This is a genomic window from Enterobacter sp. 198 (assembly GCF_009025585.1).
Lineage (GTDB): Bacteria > Pseudomonadota > Gammaproteobacteria > Enterobacterales > Enterobacteriaceae > Enterobacter > Enterobacter ludwigii.
Genome location: NZ_WCIM01000006.1, coordinates 79,859 through 100,684, shown reverse-complemented (window position 1 = coordinate 100,684; position 20,826 = coordinate 79,859). Strand labels below are relative to the sequence as shown.

Annotated in this window: 20 protein-coding genes; 16 read left to right on the top strand and 4 right to left on the bottom strand. The window is 55.5% G+C overall.

Annotated elements, in window-relative coordinates; translation table 11 throughout:
- Nucleotides 1-49: 49 nt before the first annotated feature.
- Complete coding sequence (gene plsB / locus F8561_RS01790; protein ID WP_020882845.1) at nt 50-2,470, bottom strand: glycerol-3-phosphate 1-O-acyltransferase PlsB; 2,421 nt, start codon at nt 2,468-2,470, stop codon at nt 50-52.
- Nucleotides 2,471-2,624: 154 nt separating this feature from the next.
- Between plsB and F8561_RS01785 the strand changes: the two genes are divergently transcribed.
- The 4 genes from F8561_RS01785 (at nt 2,625) to F8561_RS01770 (ending at nt 5,440) form a co-directional block, all read left to right on the top strand.
- Nucleotides 2,625-2,993 carry a diacylglycerol kinase gene (locus F8561_RS01785; RefSeq protein ID WP_014168202.1) on the top strand — a complete coding sequence of 123 codons (369 nt, stop codon included), beginning with the start codon at nt 2,625-2,627 and terminating at the stop codon, nt 2,991-2,993.
- Nucleotides 2,994-3,101: 108 nt separating this feature from the next.
- Complete coding sequence (gene lexA, locus F8561_RS01780) at nt 3,102-3,710, top strand: transcriptional repressor LexA (RefSeq protein ID WP_014168203.1); 609 nt, start codon at nt 3,102-3,104, stop codon at nt 3,708-3,710.
- 63 nt (nt 3,711-3,773) lie between these two features.
- Nucleotides 3,774-5,111 (top strand): MATE family efflux transporter DinF, encoded by a 1,338-nt coding sequence (dinF, locus tag F8561_RS01775; protein ID WP_014168204.1) that lies wholly within the window; start codon nt 3,774-3,776, stop codon nt 5,109-5,111.
- Nucleotides 5,112-5,230: 119 nt separating this feature from the next.
- Complete coding sequence (locus F8561_RS01770) at nt 5,231-5,440, top strand: CsbD family protein (RefSeq protein ID WP_014168205.1); 210 nt, start codon at nt 5,231-5,233, stop codon at nt 5,438-5,440.
- 48 nt (nt 5,441-5,488) lie between these two features.
- Here F8561_RS01770 and zur read toward each other — a convergent pair whose 3' ends face one another.
- A complete protein-coding gene (gene zur / locus F8561_RS01765; protein WP_014168206.1) occupies nt 5,489-6,001 on the bottom strand; it encodes a zinc uptake transcriptional repressor Zur in 513 nt (170 codons plus the stop codon).
- A 115-nt stretch (nt 6,002-6,116) separates the two neighbouring features.
- Here zur and F8561_RS01760 point away from each other — a divergent pair, with 115 nt between their 5' ends.
- The 4 genes from F8561_RS01760 (at nt 6,117) to pspG (ending at nt 9,543) form a co-directional block, all read left to right on the top strand.
- Nucleotides 6,117-6,605, top strand: coding sequence for a cupin domain-containing protein (locus tag F8561_RS01760; RefSeq protein ID WP_149377033.1), 489 nt, complete (start codon nt 6,117-6,119; stop codon nt 6,603-6,605).
- 221 nt (nt 6,606-6,826) lie between these two features.
- Nucleotides 6,827-8,086: a conjugal transfer protein TraF gene (gene traF / locus F8561_RS01755; RefSeq protein WP_153853120.1), complete on the top strand. Its 1,260-nt coding sequence runs from the start codon at nt 6,827-6,829 to the stop codon at nt 8,084-8,086.
- A gap of 82 nt (nt 8,087-8,168) precedes the next feature.
- Entirely contained in the window at nt 8,169-9,164 is a 996-nt protein-coding gene (dusA, locus tag F8561_RS01750; protein ID WP_151887083.1) for a tRNA dihydrouridine(20/20a) synthase DusA, read from the top strand.
- A 136-nt stretch (nt 9,165-9,300) separates the two neighbouring features.
- Nucleotides 9,301-9,543, top strand: coding sequence for an envelope stress response protein PspG (pspG, locus tag F8561_RS01745; protein WP_020882842.1), 243 nt, complete (start codon nt 9,301-9,303; stop codon nt 9,541-9,543).
- A 185-nt stretch (nt 9,544-9,728) separates the two neighbouring features.
- Here pspG and F8561_RS01740 read toward each other — a convergent pair whose 3' ends face one another.
- Nucleotides 9,729-10,712: a quinone oxidoreductase gene (locus F8561_RS01740; protein ID WP_014168211.1), complete on the bottom strand. Its 984-nt coding sequence runs from the start codon at nt 10,710-10,712 to the stop codon at nt 9,729-9,731.
- A 66-nt stretch (nt 10,713-10,778) separates the two neighbouring features.
- Between F8561_RS01740 and dnaB the strand changes: the two genes are divergently transcribed.
- From dnaB to F8561_RS01700, 8 genes are all read left to right on the top strand, one after another.
- Entirely contained in the window at nt 10,779-12,191 is a 1,413-nt protein-coding gene (gene dnaB, locus F8561_RS01735) for a replicative DNA helicase (protein WP_151887082.1), read from the top strand.
- A 16-nt stretch (nt 12,192-12,207) separates the two neighbouring features.
- Nucleotides 12,208-13,287: an alanine racemase gene (gene alr / locus F8561_RS01730; RefSeq protein ID WP_014168212.1), complete on the top strand. Its 1,080-nt coding sequence runs from the start codon at nt 12,208-12,210 to the stop codon at nt 13,285-13,287.
- Nucleotides 13,288-13,309: 22 nt separating this feature from the next.
- Complete coding sequence (gene pnuC, locus F8561_RS01725) at nt 13,310-13,867, top strand: nicotinamide riboside transporter PnuC (protein ID WP_151887081.1); 558 nt, start codon at nt 13,310-13,312, stop codon at nt 13,865-13,867.
- Nucleotides 13,864-14,874, top strand: a complete 1,011-nt coding sequence (locus tag F8561_RS01720) for an AAA family ATPase (protein ID WP_025206390.1) — start codon at nt 13,864-13,866, stop codon at nt 14,872-14,874. Before pnuC ends, F8561_RS01720 begins: the two co-directional genes overlap by 4 nt.
- Nucleotides 14,875-14,949: 75 nt before the next feature.
- Nucleotides 14,950-16,143, top strand: coding sequence for an aromatic amino acid transaminase (gene tyrB / locus F8561_RS01715; protein WP_032679391.1), 1,194 nt, complete (start codon nt 14,950-14,952; stop codon nt 16,141-16,143).
- 253 nt (nt 16,144-16,396) lie between these two features.
- Nucleotides 16,397-17,110 (top strand): acid phosphatase AphA, encoded by a 714-nt coding sequence (aphA, locus tag F8561_RS01710; protein WP_014168217.1) that lies wholly within the window; start codon nt 16,397-16,399, stop codon nt 17,108-17,110.
- A 113-nt stretch (nt 17,111-17,223) separates the two neighbouring features.
- On the top strand, nt 17,224-17,640 hold the full coding sequence (locus F8561_RS01705; RefSeq protein ID WP_151887080.1) for a secondary thiamine-phosphate synthase enzyme YjbQ: 417 nt from the start codon (nt 17,224-17,226) through the stop codon (nt 17,638-17,640).
- A 2-nt stretch (nt 17,641-17,642) separates the two neighbouring features.
- Nucleotides 17,643-17,996, top strand: coding sequence for an MmcQ/YjbR family DNA-binding protein (locus F8561_RS01700; protein ID WP_014168219.1), 354 nt, complete (start codon nt 17,643-17,645; stop codon nt 17,994-17,996).
- Between the two features lie 3 nt (nt 17,997-17,999).
- Here the strand turns inward: F8561_RS01700 and uvrA are convergent, their stop codons facing one another.
- Nucleotides 18,000-20,822: an excinuclease ABC subunit UvrA gene (gene uvrA / locus F8561_RS01695; protein ID WP_014168220.1), complete on the bottom strand. Its 2,823-nt coding sequence runs from the start codon at nt 20,820-20,822 to the stop codon at nt 18,000-18,002.
- Nucleotides 20,823-20,826: the final 4 nt, after the last annotated feature.

Genomic DNA, 20,826 nt, shown 5'->3' with positions numbered 1-20,826 from the left:
AAGGCTGCCGTTTTTGCTTTCATCACAGGTCATCAGACCGCTGCACGCTTCACTCGCCTTGCGTCGCACTTTCAATCGTTAAACGCACATCAGACGTGATCAGTTCGGCCAGCATCTGGTACACCTTCAGCGTCTCTTCCGGCTCGGCATCGCCCGTATCACTGATAAACCCTTCATCACGCAGCGTCAGCACCAGAGAGCTGAAGACCGCTTTGTCGAAGAATTCCGGGGCGTTAATCCCGTGCAGAACAGACAGGCGCTGTGCCAGCGTCCGGCTCTCTTTCTCGAGCGTACCGCGGTTAATGGACGGATTCGCGCTCAGCAACCAGAAGGTGATGGCGTAGCGCTGCAGCGTTTCACGCGCGCCCGCCGCCAGCAGTTGCAGGGTACGGGACCGTGACGGATTGATATGCAGCTCGTCGTTCGTGACGGTAATCAGCCCCTGACGACGCAGCTCTTCGGTCAGTTTATCCAGCTCAGTCGCCAGTTCGTCCTTGTCCCAGCGCAGGAACAGCTCCGCTTTCAGCATTGGATAGAGCGTTTCAACATGACGCAACAGCTCCTGACGCGAGATGCGACGATGCTGGGTGATGATGGCCGCCATGAGCGAGGGCAGCATCAGCATATGCGCGATGTTGTTGCGATAGTAAGTCATCAGCACCGCCTGCTCACGCGGGAGAATGATGATGTCGCCGATGGTGTCCTTTTCGACTTCAAACTTGTTCATCTGCAGGGCATGCTCGATAAGCTCGCTTGCCGTGCTTACCGGTACGGTCGAATCCACCGAGTACGGCACGTTGCGCATCATATCCAGATAGCAATCCAGCTGCTCCGTAAGCTGTTCACGGGTCAGTGAACGCTGACGAGAGGCCAGAAGCGCCGTACAGCACAGGTTCATGGCGTTTGCCGCACCGGCGTTGTTAATACGCACCATCAGTTCAGAGGCGATGCTGTTGACCGTAGGCGTCAGCCAGGCCGGGCGAATCGCTTCGATAGGATCGATAGACTCGCGCCACTCCGGAACATGGTTGTTCAGGTAGGTCATCAGCGGCATCGGCTCGCCAAAGTTGACGTAGCCCTGGCCAAGGTTGCGTAACTTGCTCAGGCCGCGCAGCATCTGCGGCAGGCTCTCTTTCTCTTTGGTCGCACCGCGCAGCTCTTTGGCGTAGGTGCCCACTTCCATCACGTGCTCGTAGCCAATGTAGATGGGTACCAGCGTGATCGGGCGGGTTCCCCCGCGCAGCATCGCCTGAATGGTCATCGACAGCGTGCCGGTTTTAGGATCGAGCAGACGACCGGTACGGGAGCGACCCCCTTCCACGAAGTATTCAACGGAATAACCGCGGCTGAACAGCTCGCCAAGATATTCACGGAATACGGTGGAGTAGAGCTTGTTGCCCTTAAAGGTACGACGAATAAAGAACGCCCCCAGGCGACGGAAAATCGGGCCGGCTGGCCAGAAGTTCAGGTTAATGCCGGCAGCGATGTGCGGCGGTACCAGACCCTGGTGATAGAGCACATAGGAGAGGAGCAGATAGTCCATGTGGCTGCGGTGGCAGGGGACATAGACAATCTCATGGCCATCATGGGCCAGCTGGCGTACGCGCTCGGCGTTATGAACGTTGATTCCCTGATAGAGGCGGTTCCACGTAAAGCCCAGAATACGATCGGAAAGACGAATCATCTCGTAAGAGAAGTTCGCGGCAATCTCTTCCATCAGCGCAATAGCGTTCTGCTGTGCTTTCTCATGGGAAATCTTTTTGCTGCGCGCTTCGTCTTCAACGGCCCTGGCAATCGCTTTGGAGGCCAGCAGCTTGTTGAAGAGGTCCTGACGTGCAGGAAGACGCGGGCCGACGGCAGCCAGACGCTGACGGGCGAAGTGCATACGCGCCACGCGCGCCAGTTTCTGCGCGATAATCTTGTCGGTGCCGTGTTCGTCCGCCATACGGCGCAGCGAAACGGACGGGGAGAAACGCACGAAGCTGTCACGTCCCAGCCAGGAGACCGCGAAGAATTTCTGAATGCCGTTAAGCATGCGCAGCGGTGGGTTCTCTTCACCTTTCTCTCTGCCCGGGCGACGACCAAACATCACCGATACCGGCACCATCTGCACATCCAGACCCGGATTGCTGCGGTGCAGGTCGAGATAGTCGTGGAAAAGCTTGATGGACTCTTCCTTTGGCGTGTAATAGGTAAACACGCGCGGCCCGCCGTGAATGAACACATAGCGCGGCAGCAGAGTGCCGTCGACTTCGAGGGGTTCAAGCGGGTCAGGTAAATCATGCGCCAGACACTGGGCGCGAAGCGTCAGTAGGTCTGCCTTCGAGTTATAAGGCAAAACGTACATAATTGGGCGTGACGTATCGAGCCCCAATTCCAGCGCGGGTTCCGCTGGGATAGACTTGCTTTTTACCAGGACGCTTAATGGTAAATTAAGTAATTTGTAGTAAATTCGTGGCCAGCCGGACATAAACGATGTAAAGCCTCTGGTTAATAATGCAATTGCGGCGCAAGGATAACAGAAAGCGCGCAAAATTTCTGTTGTTACCCGTCATACTTCAGGCAGCAGCGAAACACGCTGCGCCTACTGTTACTGACGCTATTTTAATTAAAAGGTTCTTTTAATGGCCAATAATACCACTGGGTTAACCCGAATCATCAAAGCCGCCGGCTATTCATGGAAAGGTTTCCGTGCCGCGTGGGTCAATGAAGCCGCGTTTCGCCAGGAGGGCGTCGCCGCTATCATCGCGGTGATTATCGCCTGTTTCCTTGATGTTGATGCGATTACCCGCGTTTTGTTGATCGGCTCCGTGCTGTTGGTGATGATAGTGGAAATTCTCAATAGCGCTATTGAGGCCGTGGTGGACCGTATCGGCTCTGATTTCCATGAGCTCTCCGGCCGGGCGAAAGACATGGGGTCTGCTGCCGTATTGCTGGCGATTATCACTGCGGTCATCACCTGGGTCACGCTGCTTTGGTCACATTTCCGATAAGCCTCGAGAAATAATTAAGTCCCTGGTTTTTTGTGCAGTTTTTGGTTCCAAAATCGCCTTTGACTGTATATACTCACAGCATAACTGTATATACACCCAGGGGGCGGAATGAAAGCGTTAACGACCAGGCAGCAAGAGGTGTTTGATCTCATCCGGGATCATATCGGCCAGACGGGTATGCCACCCACGCGTGCGGAGATCGCTCAGCGTCTGGGTTTCCGTTCTCCGAATGCTGCCGAAGAACACCTGAAAGCGCTGGCGCGTAAAGGCGTCATTGAGATTGTATCGGGCGCTTCGCGTGGCATCCGTCTGCTGGTGGAAGAAGAGACAGGCATTCCGCTGGTGGGCCGTGTCGCGGCAGGTGAACCTTTGCTGGCACAACAGCATATTGAAGGTCACTACCAGGTTGACCCGGGCATGTTTAAACCGAGCGCAGATTTCCTGCTGCGCGTCAGCGGCATGTCGATGAAAGATATCGGTATTCTGGACGGCGATCTGCTCGCAGTTCATAAAACCCAGGACGTGCGCAACGGGCAAGTTGTGGTCGCGCGTATTGACGATGAAGTTACCGTTAAGCGTCTGAAAAAGCAGGGTAACACCGTCCAGTTACTGCCTGAAAACAACGAGTTCTCCCCGATTGTGGTGGATCTCCGCGAACATAACTTCTCTATTGAAGGGCTGGCTGTTGGGGTTATCCGCAACGGTGAATGGCTGTAATCATGTCATAACAGGCTACGGACCTGCCGTAGCCTGATTCAATCTCCACTGCCGGTATTTTTCATGTCACTGCTGACGACATCAGATAAGGCATTGTGGCGTCTTGCACTGCCAATGATTTTTTCCAATATCACCGTCCCTCTGCTGGGACTGGTAGACACGGCTGTTATTGGTCATCTGGATTCCCCCGTTTATCTGGGCGGCGTCGCGATCGGCGCGACGGCAACCAGCTTCCTTTTTATGCTGCTGCTCTTTTTGCGCATGAGTACCACAGGGCTTACGGCTCAGGCGTACGGCGCAAAAGATCCGTTGCGTCTGGCGCGAGCGCTGGTACAACCCTTGATCCTTGCACTGGGCGCGGGTGCGCTGATCGTGGTGTTGCGCACGCCACTGATTGATCTGGCGCTGCATGTCGTTGGCGGGAGCGAGGCGGTACTTGAGCAGGCGCGACGCTTCCTTGAAATTCGCTGGCTCAGCGCGCCTGCATCACTGGCGAACCTGGTCCTGCTTGGCTGGTTACTCGGCGTGCAGTATGCCCGTGCGCCAGTCATTCTGCTGGTGGCAGGCAATCTTCTCAACATCGTGCTTGATGTCTGGCTGGTGATGGGTCTGCATATGAACGTGCAGGGCGCCGCGCTGGCGACGGCAATTGCAGAATACGGTACCTTTTTCATCGGCCTGTGGATGGTCTGGCGCGTGCTGGCCCTGCGCGGTATCTCGCTTGCGATGCTCAAAACCGCGTGGCGCGGTAATATCCGCACGCTGCTGGCGCTTAACCGCGACATTATGCTGCGCTCGTTACTGCTTCAGCTCTGCTTTGGCGCGCTGACGGTCTTTGGGGCGCGACTTGGGCCGGAGATCGTCGCGGTTAATGCGGTCCTGATGACGCTGCTCACCTTTACCGCGTATGCGCTGGATGGCTTTGCCTATGCCGTTGAAGCCCATTCCGGGCAAGCGTATGGTGCACGCGAAAGCGGCCAGCTCCGCGAGGTGTGGCGGGCCGCCTGTCGTCAGTCAGGCCTGGTGGCGCTGGCGTTTGCACTCATTTACGCCTGTCTGGGTGAACAGATCGTTGCCTTACTCACCTCCCTCCCATCGCTGCGCGAACTGGCGAGTCACTATCTCTTCTGGCAGGCAATCTTACCGGTGGTGGGCGTGTGGTGTTATCTGCTGGACGGCATGTTTATTGGCGCGACGCGAGGTGCGGAGATGCGCAATAGCATGGCGGTCGCTGCGGCGGGATTTGGTCTGACGTTACTGACGCTGCCGTATCTGGGCAACCACGGTTTGTGGCTGGCTCTGGCGGTTTTCCTCGCGTTACGTGGTCTGTCGCTGGCCTTTATCTGGCATCGTCACTGGCGAAATAACACCTGGTTGCCTTCCCGCCACGATATATCGTGACGGTTAAAGATTCCGAATATAAAAACAACTGCCGGATCCTTAACTACAATAATAATCACGTCCAGCAGAAAAGAACGAAGCGGGCGAAACTTACAGACGCTTAACACGAGGACACGATTATGAATAAAGACGAAATCGGCGGCAACTGGAAGCAGTTCAAAGGTAAAGCGAAAGAACAGTGGGGTAAGCTGACGGATGATGATATGACCATCATCGAAGGTAAACGCGATCAGCTGGTGGGTAAAATTCAGGAACGTTACGGCTACGAGAAAGATCGTGCTGAAAACGAAGTGAAAGACTGGGAAACCCGTAACGATTATCGCTGGTAATCCTTTACTCCCCCTGAGGGCGGCTTCGGGCCGCCTTTTCTTTTGCCGTTAACGCGGCTTTTTCTTCACCAGTACCGAATGGTCGTGCTGGCACTCATCCTGGTGTCGACAGGCTTCTACCTCTACGCAGGCTGAGCACAGGCCGTGCGCTTCAATCACGTTATGACGCAACGCAAAGCCCATTTTGGCTGCCAGCGTATGCATAATATCTTCAACGCCTTCCGCACCTTCTTCCTTCACGCTGCCGCAGCGATCGCAGATAAACATGGCCGACGTATGGGTTGGCTGATCGAACAGATGGCACAGCACATAGCTGTTTGTCGATTCAACTTTATGCACAAAGCCCTGTTCCAGCAGGAAATCCAGCGCGCGGTACACCGTTGGTGGTTTAGCCTGTGGCTCGCTTTCGCGCAGCAGATCAAGCAGATCGTACGCGCTGATCGCGCCCTGCTGCAGGCTCATCAAACGTAATACTTCAAGGCGCTGCGGAGTCAGGCGCACATTGCGTTGCACGCACAGCTTTTCTGCCTGCGCTAACAGCTCTTTTGTGGACTTATCCATTTAGCACCCCGGATGTTATAGGCTGGAAAACCCCCACTTTATCATGTTCTGCTAAAAACACCGAGATCCGCCAGGCTGTGCTATACCTGACGCAACGCAATCCGGGGAATAAACGATGAAAAGACCTGACTGTATTCGACACTGGCGCGACATAGAAGGCGCAGATGACTCAACCTATCCCGACAGTAGTGAACGTTTTTCCATTGGCGCACCGCTGGCGCGTAAGCTCGGTCTTGGACGCATTGGTATACACCATGAGCGTTTACCGCCAGGCCGACGGACCTCTTATCCACATGCTGAAAGCGACGAAGAAGAGTTTATCTACGTGCTTGAAGGCTACCCTGAGGCCTGGATTAACGGATATTTATGGAAACTTGAACCTGGCGACAGCGTGGGCTTTCCCGCCGGAACCGGGGTCTGTCATACCTTCATCAACAACACCGGCGAAGAGGTACGGCTTCTGGTGGTGGGTGAGGCCAACAAGAAGCATAACCGTATCTATTACCCGCTTAATCCGGAGTACGCCGCCACGCGCGACGATCGCTGGGTAGACCACCCTCCTCAGTTTTTCGGACCGCACGATGGAAAACCTGGGAAAAAATAATTTCCTCTTCTATAAATATTGAGGGCCGTCACAAATAACAACAGGCCTGGCGGGAATTTAACTTAAGGAAATGGCGGGTCTTTTTGCACTTATTCACAGCAATAGTTCGTTCCTGTTTGGGAGATAACAGACAGGGGTTATTTAATAACAGACTATAAGACGAGCATACTGTGAAAAAACATTTTAAATTTTCGGTGGTTAGCATCGCTGTCTCCTTGTTTATGGCAAATCAGGCGGGAGCAGCCAATACCTGGACAGAATCACGTAGCGACGCCATGGGGGGCACGGGTGTCGCGGCCGGAAACTATGGCAGCGGGGCGTTAATCAACCCTGCGCTACTGGCGAAGGCGAAACCGGACGACGATGTGACGGTCATTTTACCGTCCGCTGGCGTGCAGGTGACCGATGAAGACAATCTTCAGGATGAGATTGATACCATCAACGATAAAATCAACCATTACAAAGACGTGGTTGATAACCTTACACCGATTGAGATCATTACCAACCCGTTAGGTTCCATCAACCAGTTCCAGGGCGCGGCGAAAGATCTCGCCGATGAGCTGGATTATCTCAAGGGCAAAACGGCACGCGCCACGGCGGGTGCGGGGATAGCCGTCAGTATTCCTAACGATGTCCTTTCCGTGGCCTTTATGGCTAAAGGCTATGCCCACGGACGCGTCAGTTCTTCTATTGATCAGCAAGATATTGATTACCTGCGCGGTATTCAACGCAGCGATGCGGTGGCTGCCGGCGTTGCACTGGACGCTGCGCTGAACGGCACCGATCAAATCACGAAAAACCTCAACTCAACGGCGTCTGGCCGGGCGGCAATTGTCTCCGACTATGGTATCGCGGTGGCGCGTCAGTTCGAGCTTGGCGGTGTTCCGGTGTCTGTTGGCGTGACTCCAAAACTGCAAAAGACCTGGGTCTATAACTACACCACCTCCATTTACGATTATGACAGCAACAAGTGGAACGACAGCCGCTACCGTACTGACGACACCGGCTTTAACGTTGATGCCGGTATCGCGGCCGATTTTGGTGAGCACTGGACGGTCGGCGTGAGCGGACAAAACCTGATGTCACGCGATATCGACACCAAAGACATTCGCATCCGCAACGGGCGCACGGGGGAGGTGGTGAGCTATAAAGACACCTACCAGATCCGCCCTCTGGTTACCGCGGGTGCCGCCTGGCATAACGATCTGGTGACGTTAACCGCCGATGGCGATCTGACGGAAACCAAAGGCTTCAAAAGCGAAGACACTTCTCAGTATGTTGGCGTAGGCGCCGAAGTGACGCCGCTGAACTGGCTGGCGGTGCGTGCGGGTTTCCGTGCTGACATGAAAGGTAATGACAGCAATGTCTTCACAGGCGGTGTCGGTTTTGCACCGTTTAACACGGTCCATGTCGACCTGATGGGCCTGTATGGTGAAGACGAGACCTGGGGCGCAGGCGCCCAGTTGAGCATGACCTTCTAAAGTGCACCGGAGGCGCTGCGCCTCCGGCTTTTCTTTGTGCTATAGTAGCGCGCCCTTTTCACCAGATGCTTAAAACTTCGCCATGTCGTCAGAATTACAGACTGCTTTCCCTGCACACCGTTTCTCCATTGCGCCGATGCTCGACTGGACGGACAGACACTGTCGCTACTTCCTGCGTCAGCTCTCCCGCCATACGTTGCTGTACACCGAAATGGTGACCACCGGAGCAATTATTCACGGAAAGGGCGACTATCTGGCCTACAGCGAAGAAGAGCATCCGGTTGCGCTGCAGCTTGGCGGTAGCGATCCCGCTGCGCTGGCGCAGTGTGCGAAGCTTGCAGAAGCGCGCGGCTATGACGAAATTAACCTTAACGTTGGCTGTCCGTCTGATCGTGTGCAGAACGGCATGTTCGGCGCGTGTCTGATGGGCAATGCATCCCTGGTGGCAGACTGCATCAAGGCGATGCGCGATGTGGTTTCCATTCCGGTGACGGTCAAGACCCGTATCGGCATTGACGACCAGGACAGCTACGAATTTCTCTGCGATTTTATCAATACGGTCTCCGGGAAAGGCGAGTGCGAGATGTTTATCATCCATGCGCGTAAAGCCTGGCTCTCCGGACTTAGCCCGAAAGAGAACCGTGAAATCCCGCCGCTGGACTACCCGCGCGTGTACCAGCTAAAACGTGACTTCCCGCAGCTCACGATGTCGATCAACGGCGGCATTAAATCGCTGGAAGAGGCCAAAACACACCTGGAGCATATGGATGGCGTAATGGTCGGGCGCGAGGCGTATCAAAATCCAGGCATTCTGGCGACGGTCGACAGGGAAATCTTTGGCGTTCAAGGCGCAGATACCGACCCGGTGGCCGTGGTACGCGCCATGTATCCCTACATTGAGCGTGAGCTGAGTAACGGGACGTATCTTGGTCATATCACCCGTCATATGCTGGGCCTGTTCCAGGGGATCCCGGGAGCACGCCAGTGGCGTCGCTACCTTAGCGAGAACGCGCATAAAGCCGGTGCAGATATCGAGGTGCTGGAACACGCGCTACGTCTTGTCGCTGATAAGCGATAATTTTCGCTAAAAGATCGTCAAATTCACCACGCCTCGCACACCCGTGCGGGGCGTTTTGCTTTAAGAACAGCGGGTTATGGTTGGCATGATTCTTGTAATGATCGCGGTATCATTCGGGAACGCGTGGGAGAGCACCATGTTAGAACTACTTTTTGTGATTGGCTTTTTTGTCATGCTGATGATGACGGGGATTTCCCTGCTCGGGATTCTGGCGGCTATCGTCGTGGCGACGGTGGTCATGTTTATCGGGGGATTATTTGCCCTGACGCTGAAGCTCCTGCCGTGGCTGCTGCTGGCCATTGCCGTGGTGTGGGTAATACGGGCGATTAAATCACCAAAACTGCCCACTTATCAGCGCAATAACCGTTTTCGTTACTAAGGTATTGAGGTGTTCGTCACATACCTGCAACTTTTCCGGCAGCATTGCTTAGAACAGAATAGGATTTACTTATCGAATCTGTCACTATGACTGCCGCTAAAGAATTCATCGAGCTGTACCCTACATACAGCCGAACTAAAAAAAAGAAAGGGCTTCCCACGGGAAGCCCAATTTCTTTTTAGGGGTCAGGGAATTAACAGACTTGAACCCTGTGTCGCTCTGCTCTCCAGCACCTCATGTGCACGCCTGGCATCGGTTAGCGCGTATTTCTGCGCCTCCGCCACATCCACTTTAATCACACCGCTGGCGATCAGCGAAAAGAGCTCGTTGCTGGCCTCGATCAGCTCTTCCCGGTTAGTGATATACCCCTGCAGGGAAGGGCGAGTCACATACAGCGACCCTTTCTGATTGAGAATGCCAAGATTAATGCCGGTCACAGCGCCCGAGGCGTTGCCGAAGCTCACCATTAGCCCGCGACGCTGCAGACAATCCAGCGACGCCTCCCAGGTATCTTTACCCACCGAGTCATAAACCACGCGCACCTTTTTGCCGTTGGTTATCTCTTTGAGGCGCTCAGCAATGCTCTCTTCACGGTAGTTAATCACCTGCCAGGCGCCGGCCTGAAGCGCGCGCTGGGCTTTTTGTGCACTGCCCACCGTGCCGATAAGTTTTGCACCGAGCGCTTTGGCCCACTGACAGGCGATCAGCCCCACGCCGCCCGCTGCGGCATGAAACAGGAACTGCTCGTCAGGTTTGATCTCATAGGTTTTGCGCAGCAGATAATAGACCGTGAGCCCTTTCAGGAATGAGGCGGCCGCTTGTTCAAACGAGATGGCATTTGGCAGAAGGGCGGCTTTATCGGCCGGCACGTTGTGCACGGAACTGTAGGCACCCAGCGCGGATTGCGCGTACACCACGCGATCGCCCTCTTTAATATGCTTAACGGCGCTGCCCACTTTGAGCACGACGCCTGCCGCTTCCGTTCCCAGTCCGCTTGGCATGGAGGGAGGCGGATAGAGACCGCCGCGAATATAGGTGTCGATGTAGTTAATGCCGATGGCTTTGTTTTCAACCTGTACTTCGTTTTCACCAGGCGCTGCGGGGGTAAACTCCACCGCGTTTAACACTTCTGGCCCACCATGTTTCTGGAATTCAATGCGCGTTGCCATGCTCCCTCCGTCAGAAAAATATGGTAATCTTTCGACCCACTCTTTATCTCGGTAACTCCATTCACTATGGCAGGAAACAAACCCTTCAACAAACAGACTGAACCTCGCGAGCGTGATTTCCAGGTCGCAGGATTAAAAGTCCCGCCGCACTCGATTGAAGCGGAACAGTCGGTGTTGGGCGGTTTAATGCTGGATAACGAACGCTGGGACGACGTCGCCGAGCGCGTGGTGTCCGAGGATTTCTATACCCGTCCGCACCGTCATATCTTTACTGAAATGGCACGTCTGCAGGAGTCGGGCAGCCCGATTGACCTTATCACGCTCGCGGAATCGCTGGAGCGTCAGGGGCAACTGGACAGCGTGGGTGGGTTTGCTTACCTGGCGGAACTGTCAAAAAATACGCCAAGTGCGGCGAATATCAGCGCTTATGCCGATATCGTGCGCGAACGTGCTGTTGTTCGTGAGATGATCTCGGTGGCGAATGAGATCGCCGACGCCGGTTTTGATCCGCAGGGGCGTACCAGCGAAGACCTGCTTGATCTCGCCGAGTCCCGCGTCTTTAAAATCGCGGAAAGTCGGGCAAATAAAGACGAAGGCCCGAAAAATATCGCTGATGTGCTTGATGCTACCGTCGCGCGTATTGAGCAACTGTTCCAGCAGCCGCACGACGGTGTCACCGGCGTGAACACCGGCTATGACGATCTCAATAAGAAAACCGCGGGTCTGCAGCCGTCGGATTTGATTATCGTCGCGGCGCGTCCCTCCATGGGTAAAACGACATTTGCGATGAACCTCGTCGAAAATGCGGCGATGTTGCAGGACAAGCCGGTTCTTATCTTCAGTCTTGAGATGCCATCAGAACAGATCATGATGCGTTCTCTGGCGTCGCTGTCGCGCGTGGATCAGACCCGTATCCGTACCGGCCAGCTCGACGATGAGGACTGGGCGCGTATCTCCGGCACCATGGGTATCCTGCTGGAAAAACGGAATATTTATATCGATGACTCCTCCGGCCTGACGCCGACGGAAGTGCGCTCCCGTGCGCGCCGTATCGCCCGTGAACATGGCGGTATTGGCCTTATCATGATTGACTACCTTCAGCTGATGCGCGTGCCGTCGCTGTCCGACAACCGTACGCTGGAAATCGCGGAGATTTCCCGCTCGCTCAAGGCGTTAGCCAAAGAGTTGCATGTGCCCGTGGTGGCGCTGTCGCAGCTTAACCGCTCCCTGGAACAACGTGCTGATAAGCGCCCGGTCAACTCCGACCTGCGTGAATCGGGCTCCATCGAGCAGGATGCCGACTTAATCATGTTCATCTACCGTGATGAGGTTTATCACGAGAACAGCGACCTGAAAGGGATCGCCGAAATTATTATTGGTAAACAACGTAACGGCCCTATCGGTACGGTACGTCTGACCTTTAACGGACAGTGGTCGCGTTTCGACAACTACGCCGGTCCTCAATATGATGATGAGTAATTTCTAAGGAATTCAAATGCAAGCGGCAACTGTAGTCATTAACCGCCGCGCTCTGCGACACAACCTGCAACGTCTGCGTGAACTGGCTCCCGCCAGTAAACTCGTTGCAGTCGTGAAAGCGAACGCTTACGGACACGGTCTTATTGAGACCGCGCGAACGCTCCCCGATGCCGACGCCTTTGGCGTCGCCCGTCTTGAAGAAGCCATCCGCCTGCGCGCGGGTGGGATCACTCAACCGATTTTGCTGCTGGAAGGCTTTTTTGAAGCGGCAGATCTGCCGACCATTGCTGACCAGCATCTGCACACCGCGGTACATAACGAAGAACAACTCGCGGCGCTGGAAACTGCCGAACTGAGTGAGCCTGTCACCGTCTGGATGAAGCTCGATACCGGCATGCACCGTCTGGGCGTGCGCCCGGAAAAGGCGGACGCGTTTTATCAGCGTCTGTGTCAGTGCAAAAACGTCCGTCAGCCGGTGAATATCGTGAGCCACTTTGCCCGTGCCGATGAACCCGAGTGTGGCGCGACCGAGCAGCAGCTGGATATTTTTAATACTTTCTGCGAAGGCAAGCCAGGAATGCGCTCCATTGCCGCGTCTGGCGGTATTTTGCTGTGGCCGCAGTCGCACTTCGACTGGGCGCGTCCAGGCATTATTCTTTACGGCGTCTCTCCGCTGGAGAACAGACCCTGGGGGCCGGATTTTGGTTTCCAGCCGGTAATGTCCCTTGTGTCTAACCTGATTGCCGTGCGCGATCACAAAGCGGGTGAGCCCGTGGGCTACGGCGGAACCTGGACCAGTGAGCGCGACACACGCCTTGGCGTGGTGGCGATGGGCTATGGCGACGGTTATCCCCGCGCCGCGCCGTCTGGCACGCCGGTACTGGTCAATGGCCGTGAAGCGAACATCGTGGGCCGCGTGGCGATGGACATGATCTGTATTGACCTCGGGCCAGATGCACAGGATAAACCGGGTGATGACGTGGTGATGTGGGGTGAGGGTTTGCCTGTTGAACGCATCGCTGAAATCACAAAAGTGAGTGCTTACGAACTTATCACGCGCCTGACATCAAGGGTTGCGATGAAGTACATCGACTAACAGACCTTTCCAGGGAGGGGTAATGTCACCATCCGAAATGGCCGCTTGTCTGGCTTATGCCCTCTCGGTCTGGCTGGCTGCCAGAAACAGTATTCACACGTGGTGGATAGGCATCATCGGCAGTGGGCTTTATGGCTGGGTCTTTTATTCGGTTCAGCTTTACGCAGACGTTACCCTGCAGCTCTTTTTCATCATCACCAGCATCACCGGCTGGGTGCACTGGCTCAAAGGTCATCGCGGGGAGGTATTGCCCGTTCGGCGTACCCGGCTCAGACATTTCTTCATCCTGCTCGCCTGCGCCCTGCTGGTGGCCGCGATTTATGGCCTGATCTTGCATCGCTACACTAACGCCTGGGCCCCCTGGGTGGACTCCGTTATTTTGACATTCAGCGTGCTTGCACAGTTTATGTTAATGGGGCGACGCCTGGAGAACTGGTACGTCTGGCTGGCTGTAAACACGCTGGCGGTCCCGTTATATGCGATGAGAGATCTGCATTTGACCGCGGGTTTATATCTGGTGTTTTGGTTTAATGCCTGGCACGGTTTATATCAGTGGCGTAAGGAGATTCGCGCCCAGTGAAGCCTTATCGCGACGGTCTGGTTGTGGGCAAATTTGCGCCATTACACGTGGGGCATGAAGCGCTGATAAATGCTGCGCTGGCCCAGTGTGAGACGGTCTATATCATCAGTTATTCGCGTCCGGAAATCCCGGGTTATGACCCCGACAAGCGCCTTCACTGGTTAAGCGCGCGCTTCCCGCAATGTCATCACCTTGTGCTGACACCGGAGGTCATCGCGACCCATGCGCTTGAACCACTGCCGCATAATGATGCGGATGCCGATCTTCACCGGCATTACGTGGCAACGCTGTGTGAAAAAATACTTCACTGCCAGCCACAGGCCGTATTTACCGCCGAAGACTACGGCGACGGATTTGCGGCGGTGTTAAGCCAGCGTTTTGGCAAGCAGGTTACGCATGTCCGCCTCCAGCGTCCGAAGGGGCCTGATGCGCCCTCGGGAACCCTGATACGTTCTGACGTCCATCGCTACCGCACGATGATGTCCCCGGAGGTCTACCGTAGCTTTGTCTTTCGGATTTGTTTATTGGGGGGCGAATCGACAGGAAAAAGCACGCTTTCCCGCGCACTGGCGACGACGCTCAACGCCCCATTTGTCGCCGAGTTTGGCCGAGAATATTGGGAAGAGAAGAATGGCGTGCTGGGATGCGACGATCTGCTGCATATTGCCCGCGAGCAGGTGCGTCGTGAAGCGATGGCCAGCACGGCTCCCTTCCTGGTTTGCGATACCTCGCCCTTAACCACGCTGTTTTATATGCTCGACCAGTTTGGCAGCGCGCCACGCGAGCTAGAGGAATTAGCCGGGCGCGCATATTCTCTGGTGGTGCTCTGTGGCGATGAGTTTCCTTTTGTTCAGGATGGTACCCGTCAGGGGGCTGCATTCCGCCAGCGACAACAGGCATGGTACATCCGCGCGTTAACTGACAGAAATATCCCCTATCTGCCTGTTTCTGGTTCGCTTGCTGAACGCATTGAACAGATTCGACGACATCTGCAGGAACGGATCTGATATCGCTCTCGATCTTCTGTCATATCCGGTTTATTGTTGAAATCCCTGCCTCATCGAATTCCGGAGAATCATCGCGTGTTTCAGAAAGTTGACGCCTATGCCGGCGACCCCATTCTCTCCTTAATGGAGCGTTTCAAAGAAGATCCTCGCAGCGACAAAGTCAACCTCAGTATTGGTTTGTATTACAACGAGGAGGGCATTATTCCTCAGCTGCAAGCCGTAGCAGAAGCGGAAGCGCGTCTTAACGCCGTCCCGCACGGAGCCTCGCTCTATCTGCCAATGGAAGGGTTAAACAGCTACCGCAACACCATTGCGCCGCTGCTGTTTGGTGCCGATCACGCCGTGCTGACACAAAAACGGGTGGCGACCATCCAGACGCTGGGTGGCTCGGGCGCATTAAAAGTTGGCGCTGACTTTCTGAAAAAATACTTCCCGGATTCTGGCGTGTGGGTCAGTGACCCGACGTGGGAAAACCACGTGGCGATTTTTGAGGGCGCTGGCTTTACGGTGCAGACCTATCCGTGGTTTGACAGCGAAACCAACGGCGTGCGTGTTGACGCGCTGCTGGAAAAACTGAATACGCTGCCGGAGCGCAGTATTGTTCTGCTGCATCCGTGCTGCCATAACCCGACCGGTGCAGACCTGACTAATGCCCAGTGGGATGCGGTAATCGACGTGCTGAAGACGCGTAACCTGATCCCCTTCCTCGACATCGCCTATCAGGGCTTTGGCGCGGGCATGGAAGAAGATGCCTACGCTATCCGCGCCGTTGCCAGCGCCGGACTGCCTGCGCTGGTCAGCAACTCGTTCTCAAAAATCTTCTCCCTGTACGGTGAGCGCGTCGGCGGCCTGTCAGTGGTCTGTGAGGACGCTGAAGCGGCCGGACGCGTGCTCGGTCAGCTGAAGGCGACCGTGCGCCGCATTTACTCCAGCCCGCCAAACTTTGGTGCGCAGGTAGTCGCCACGGTGCTGGGTGACGATCGGCTGAAAGCGTCGTGGCTCGCCGAAGTAGAATCTATGCGCAAGCGCATCCTGACGATGCGTCAGGAGCTGGTCGACGTGCTGAAAGAGGCCGTCCCAGGGCATAATTTTGACTATCTGCTTAAGCAGCGTGGGATGTTCAGCTACACCGGCCTCAGCGCGGCTCAGGTCGATCGCCTGCGTGAAGAGTTCGGCGTCTACCTGATTTCCAGCGGCCGTATGTGCGTGGCGGGGCTTAATGCCAGCAACGTTCATCGTGTTGCGCAGGCGTTTGCCGCAGTGATGTAAGCACTCACTATCATCCCTCTCTCCCTGCGGGAGAGGGCCGGGTGAGAGCGTCAGGACGCACAAAAATCTTGCCCGGTGGCGCTGCGTCTACCGGGCTTTCAGACCTCATCCGCGCTTTGTGATCTTCTTCTTTTTATTCAGCTTCATAAGTAAAAACTCCTTCCCTTCATCTCCCCCCGGGGTTATGGTCGGATAGTTTTTTGACCATTCACTCAAAATAAAACGATAACAAACTGAATATTCAGGGGAAAACATGCGCAAGATCACACTGGCGCTCAGCGCCGCCTGCTTATTGTTCTCGCTAAATAGTGCCGTCGTCGCGCGCGCTTCCGCACCGACGCCGCTTTACACCGGCACAACCGCCGCCATGCTTGCCGAGCAAGCACCTGTTCACTGGGTATCCGTAGCCCAAATCGAAAATAGCCTGTTAGGGCGCCCGCCAATGGCTGTAGGCTTTGATATCGATGATACGGTCCTGTTTTCCAGCCCGGGATTCTGGCGGGGCAAAAAAACCTACTCACCGGACAGCGAAGCGTATCTGAAGAACCCCGAGTTCTGGGAAAAGATGAATAACGGCTGGGACGAGTTCAGCATTCCTAAAGAGGTGGCGCGCGCGCTTATCGCCATGCACGTTAAACGCGGCGACAGCATTTACTTTGTGACCGGACGCAGCCAGACCAAAACCGAAACCGTCTCTAAAACGCTGCAGGATGATTTTCAGATCCCGGCTTCCAGCATGAATCCGGTTATTTTTGCCGGCGACAAACCTGGCCAAAACACCAAAACCCAATGGCTTGAACAGAAGAACATCAAAGTCTTCTATGGCGATTCAGATAACGATATCACCGCCGCGCATGACGTCGGAGCCAGAGGGATCAGGGTGTTACGCGCCTCAAACTCTACGTATCGACCGTTGCCCATGGCCGGAAAGTTTGGCGAAGAAGTGATTGTTAATTCTGAGTATTAACCGCCGGGCGGCGAGGTTGCCTCTTTTTTAATCAAATCTCGCCGCTGTGGGTTTTACCTTTCGCTTTCTTGCTGCACACTTAGAAAGATTCATCTTTCATAACGGAGCAGCACATGTGGTATCAACAGACCCTGACCTTAAGCACGAAACCTCGTGGATTTCATCTGGTGACTGATGAAGTCATTGGGCAAATTCGCGACCTCTCGCGCATCAGGACGGGGTTACTGCATCTGCTGCTTCAGCACACGTCAGCCTCTCTCACGCTTAATGAAAATTGCGATCCCACCGTCCGGTCTGACATGGAGCAGCATTTTCTCAAAACCGTTCCGGACAACGCCCCTTATGAACACGACTATGAGGGAGCAGATGACATGCCGTCGCATATCAAATCCTCTCTGCTGGGCGTATCGCTGATGCTGCCGGTGCACAATGGTCGGTTACTGCTGGGAACGTGGCAAGGGATCTGGCTGGGAGAACATCGTATTCACGGTGGTTCGCGTAAAATTATCGCAACGCTACAAGGGGAATAAAGATGACAATTTCGGAGCTACTTCAGTACTGCATGAGTAAACCTGGCGCGGAGCAGAGCGTTCACAGCGACTGGAAAGCCACGCAGATTAAAGTGGGGGATATTCTGTTTGCGATGGTGAAAGAGGTTGAGGGTCGCCCGGCGGCGTCGCTGAAAACCAGCCCGGAACTGGCGGAGCTGTTACGCCAGCAGCACCATGACGTCCGGCCAAGCAAGCATCTCAACAAAGCGCACTGGAGCACCGTTTATCTCGACGGTTCACTGCCGGGTTCGCAAATTTACTATCTGGTGGACGCGTCTTATCAGCAGGCGGTAGAGCTGCTGCCGGAAGCGACCCGACAGCAACTCTCCGTGTGACAATTACAGCAACGGTTTGAGGAAGCGCGCGGTGTGCGAGGCTTCGCACTCTGCAACGGTCTCTGGCGTACCGGAGACGAGGATTTCACCGCCGCCGCTGCCGCCTTCCGGGCCGAGATCGACAATCCAGTCCGCGGTTTTAATCACGTCCAGGTTGTGTTCAATGACCACAATCGTGTTGCCCTGATCGCGAAGCTGATGCAGAACATCAAGCAGCTGCTGGATATCGGCAAAGTGCAGACCGGTGGTCGGCTCATCGAGAATGTACAGCGTCTGGCCGGTACCGCGTTTGGAGAGCTCACGCGCCAGCTTCACGCGCTGTGCTTCACCGCCAGACAGCGTGGTGGCAGACTGCCCCAGACGAATATAGGTCAGGCCCACATCCATCAGCGTCTGCAGCTTACGCGCCAGCGCAGGGACCGCGTCAAAGAACTCACGCGCCTCTTCGATGGTCATATCCAGCACTTCGTGAATAGTTTTGCCTTTGTACTTAATCTCCAGCGTTTCGCGGTTATAGCGTTTGCCTTTGCACTGGTCGCACGGCACGTAGATATCCGGCAGGAAGTGCATCTCAACCTTGATAACCCCGTCGCCCTGGCACGCTTCACAGCGTCCGCCGCGCACGTTAAAGCTGAAACGTCCTGGCGTATACCCGCGTGAACGCGCTTCCGGCACACCTGCAAACAGTTCACGTACGGGTGTGAACACGCCCGTATAGGTGGCAGGGTTGGAACGCGGAGTCCGCCCGATTGGACTCTGATCGATATCGATCACTTTATCGAAATGCTCCAGCCCCTGGATGTCACGGTATGGCGCCGGTTCGGCCAGCGTCGCGCCGTTCAGCTGCGTCTGCGCAATCGGGAACAGCGTATCGTTGATCAGCGTCGACTTACCGGAACCGGATACGCCGGTGATACAGGTAAACAGCCCAACCGGCAGCGTCAGCGTCACATCTTTCAGGTTGTTGCCGCGGGCGCCGGTCAGCTTTAGCACTTTTTCCGGGTTCGCCGGTACACGCTGTTTCGGCACTTCAATCTTGCGCTTGCCGCTCATGTACTGGCCGGTCAATGACTCCGGCACCGCCATAATATCTTTCAGCGTCCCTTCCGCGACCACCTGGCCGCCGTGTACGCCAGCGCCCGGGCCGATATCGATAACGTGGTCAGCGGCGCGGATCGCGTCTTCATCGTGCTCAACCACAATCACCGTGTTACCGAGGTTACGCAGGTGGACAAGCGTGCCGAGCAGACGCTCGTTGTCACGCTGGTGCAGGCCGATTGAGGGTTCATCCAGCACATACATCACGCCGACCAGGCCTGCGCCAATCTGGCTCGCGAGGCGGATACGCTGAGCTTCGCCACCGGAGAGGGTCTCTGCGGAGCGGGAAAGCGTCAGGTAATTCAGGCCGACGTTCACCAGGAACTTCAGACGATCGCCGATCTCTTTCAGCACTTTTTCCGCGATTTTCGCGCGCTGGCCGGAGAGCTTCAGGTTGTTGAAGAAGTCCATCGCGTGACCGATGCTCATGTCTGAGATGGTCGGCAGCGCCGTGTTTTCAACAAACACATGGCGAGCTTCACGGCGCAGACGCGTACCTTCACAGGTCGCACAGGAACGGTTGCTGATAAACTTCGCCAGCTCCTCGCGAACCGCGCTGGATTCGGTCTCTTTGTAGCGGCGCTCCATATTGTGCAGCACCCCTTCAAACGGGTGACGGCGCACGGAGGTATCACCGCGATCGTTCATGTACTTGAACTCGATGTTCTCTTTGCCGGAACCGAACAGCACCACTTTGTGCACGTTCGGGTTCAGGCTGGCCCACGGGGCTTCGACGTCGAATTTATAGTGCTCTGCCAGCGACTTCAGCATCTGGAAATAGTAGAAGTTGCGGCGATCCCATCCGCGGATCGCACCGCCAGCCAGCGACAGCTCCGGGTTTTGGATCACGCGGTCCGGGTCAAAATATTGCTGTACGCCCAGTCCGTCACACGTCGGACAGGCGCCCGCCGGGTTGTTGAACGAGAACAGACGCGGCTCCAGCTCGCGCATGCTGTAACCACAAATCGGACAGGCAAAGTTGGCGGAGAAGAGCAGCTCTTCCGCTTTCGGGTTGTCCATATCGGAGACCACGGCCGTACCGCCAGAGAGTTCCAGCGCGGTTTCGAAGGATTCGGCCAGGCGGGTCGCCAGATCGTCACGGACTTTGAAACGGTCAATCACCACTTCGATGGTGTGCTTCTTCTGCAGCTCCAGCTTAGGCGGATCCGACAGGTCACACACTTCGCCGTCGATACGGGCGCGGATATAGCCCTGGCTTGCCAGGTTCTCCAGCGTTTTGGTGTGCTCGCCCTTACGCTCTTTAATGATGGGCGCCAGCAGCATCAGGCGTTTACCTTCCGGCTGCGACAGCACGTTATCCACCATCTGGCTTACGGTCTGCGCGGCCAGCGGGACGTCGTGATCCGGGCAGCGCGGCTCACCCACGCGTGCATACAGCAGACGCAGGTAGTCATGAATTTCGGTAATCGTACCAACCGTTGAACGCGGGTTATGCGAGGTGGATTTCTGCTCAATGGAGATAGCAGGTGATAACCCTTCAATATGGTCTACATCCGGTTTTTCCATCAGTGACAGGAACTGACGTGCGTATGCAGAGAGTGACTCCACGTAACGACGCTGTCCTTCGGCATATAAAGTGTCGAAAGCCAGTGAGGATTTGCCAGACCCCGAAAGCCCGGTCACGACGATGAGTTTGTCGCGAGGGATTATGAGGTTGATATTCTTGAGATTGTGGGTGCGGGCGCCCCGAACTTCGATCTTATCCATTCAC

Excerpts from the sequence above, each read along its gene's own strand:
- plsB (WP_020882845.1), bottom strand. The coding sequence starts at position 2,470 with ATGTCCGGCTGGCCACGAATTTACTACAAATTACTTAATTTACCATTA.
- F8561_RS01785 (WP_014168202.1), top strand. The coding sequence starts at position 2,625 with ATGGCCAATAATACCACTGGGTTAACCCGAATCATCAAAGCCGCCGGC.
- lexA (WP_014168203.1), top strand. The coding sequence starts at position 3,102 with ATGAAAGCGTTAACGACCAGGCAGCAAGAGGTGTTTGATCTCATCCGG.
- dinF (WP_014168204.1), top strand. The coding sequence starts at position 3,774 with ATGTCACTGCTGACGACATCAGATAAGGCATTGTGGCGTCTTGCACTG.
- F8561_RS01770 (WP_014168205.1), top strand. The coding sequence starts at position 5,231 with ATGAATAAAGACGAAATCGGCGGCAACTGGAAGCAGTTCAAAGGTAAA.
- zur (WP_014168206.1), bottom strand. The coding sequence starts at position 6,001 with ATGGATAAGTCCACAAAAGAGCTGTTAGCGCAGGCAGAAAAGCTGTGC.
- F8561_RS01760 (WP_149377033.1), top strand. The coding sequence starts at position 6,117 with ATGAAAAGACCTGACTGTATTCGACACTGGCGCGACATAGAAGGCGCA.
- traF (WP_153853120.1), top strand. The coding sequence starts at position 6,827 with ATGGCAAATCAGGCGGGAGCAGCCAATACCTGGACAGAATCACGTAGC.
- dusA (WP_151887083.1), top strand. The coding sequence starts at position 8,169 with ATGTCGTCAGAATTACAGACTGCTTTCCCTGCACACCGTTTCTCCATT.
- pspG (WP_020882842.1), top strand. The coding sequence starts at position 9,301 with ATGTTAGAACTACTTTTTGTGATTGGCTTTTTTGTCATGCTGATGATG.
- F8561_RS01740 (WP_014168211.1), bottom strand. The coding sequence starts at position 10,712 with ATGGCAACGCGCATTGAATTCCAGAAACATGGTGGGCCAGAAGTGTTA.
- dnaB (WP_151887082.1), top strand. The coding sequence starts at position 10,779 with ATGGCAGGAAACAAACCCTTCAACAAACAGACTGAACCTCGCGAGCGT.
- alr (WP_014168212.1), top strand. The coding sequence starts at position 12,208 with ATGCAAGCGGCAACTGTAGTCATTAACCGCCGCGCTCTGCGACACAAC.
- pnuC (WP_151887081.1), top strand. The coding sequence starts at position 13,310 with ATGTCACCATCCGAAATGGCCGCTTGTCTGGCTTATGCCCTCTCGGTC.
- aphA (WP_014168217.1), top strand. The coding sequence starts at position 16,397 with ATGCGCAAGATCACACTGGCGCTCAGCGCCGCCTGCTTATTGTTCTCG.
- F8561_RS01705 (WP_151887080.1), top strand. The coding sequence starts at position 17,224 with ATGTGGTATCAACAGACCCTGACCTTAAGCACGAAACCTCGTGGATTT.
- F8561_RS01700 (WP_014168219.1), top strand. The coding sequence starts at position 17,643 with ATGACAATTTCGGAGCTACTTCAGTACTGCATGAGTAAACCTGGCGCG.
- uvrA (WP_014168220.1), bottom strand. The coding sequence starts at position 20,822 with ATGGATAAGATCGAAGTTCGGGGCGCCCGCACCCACAATCTCAAGAAT.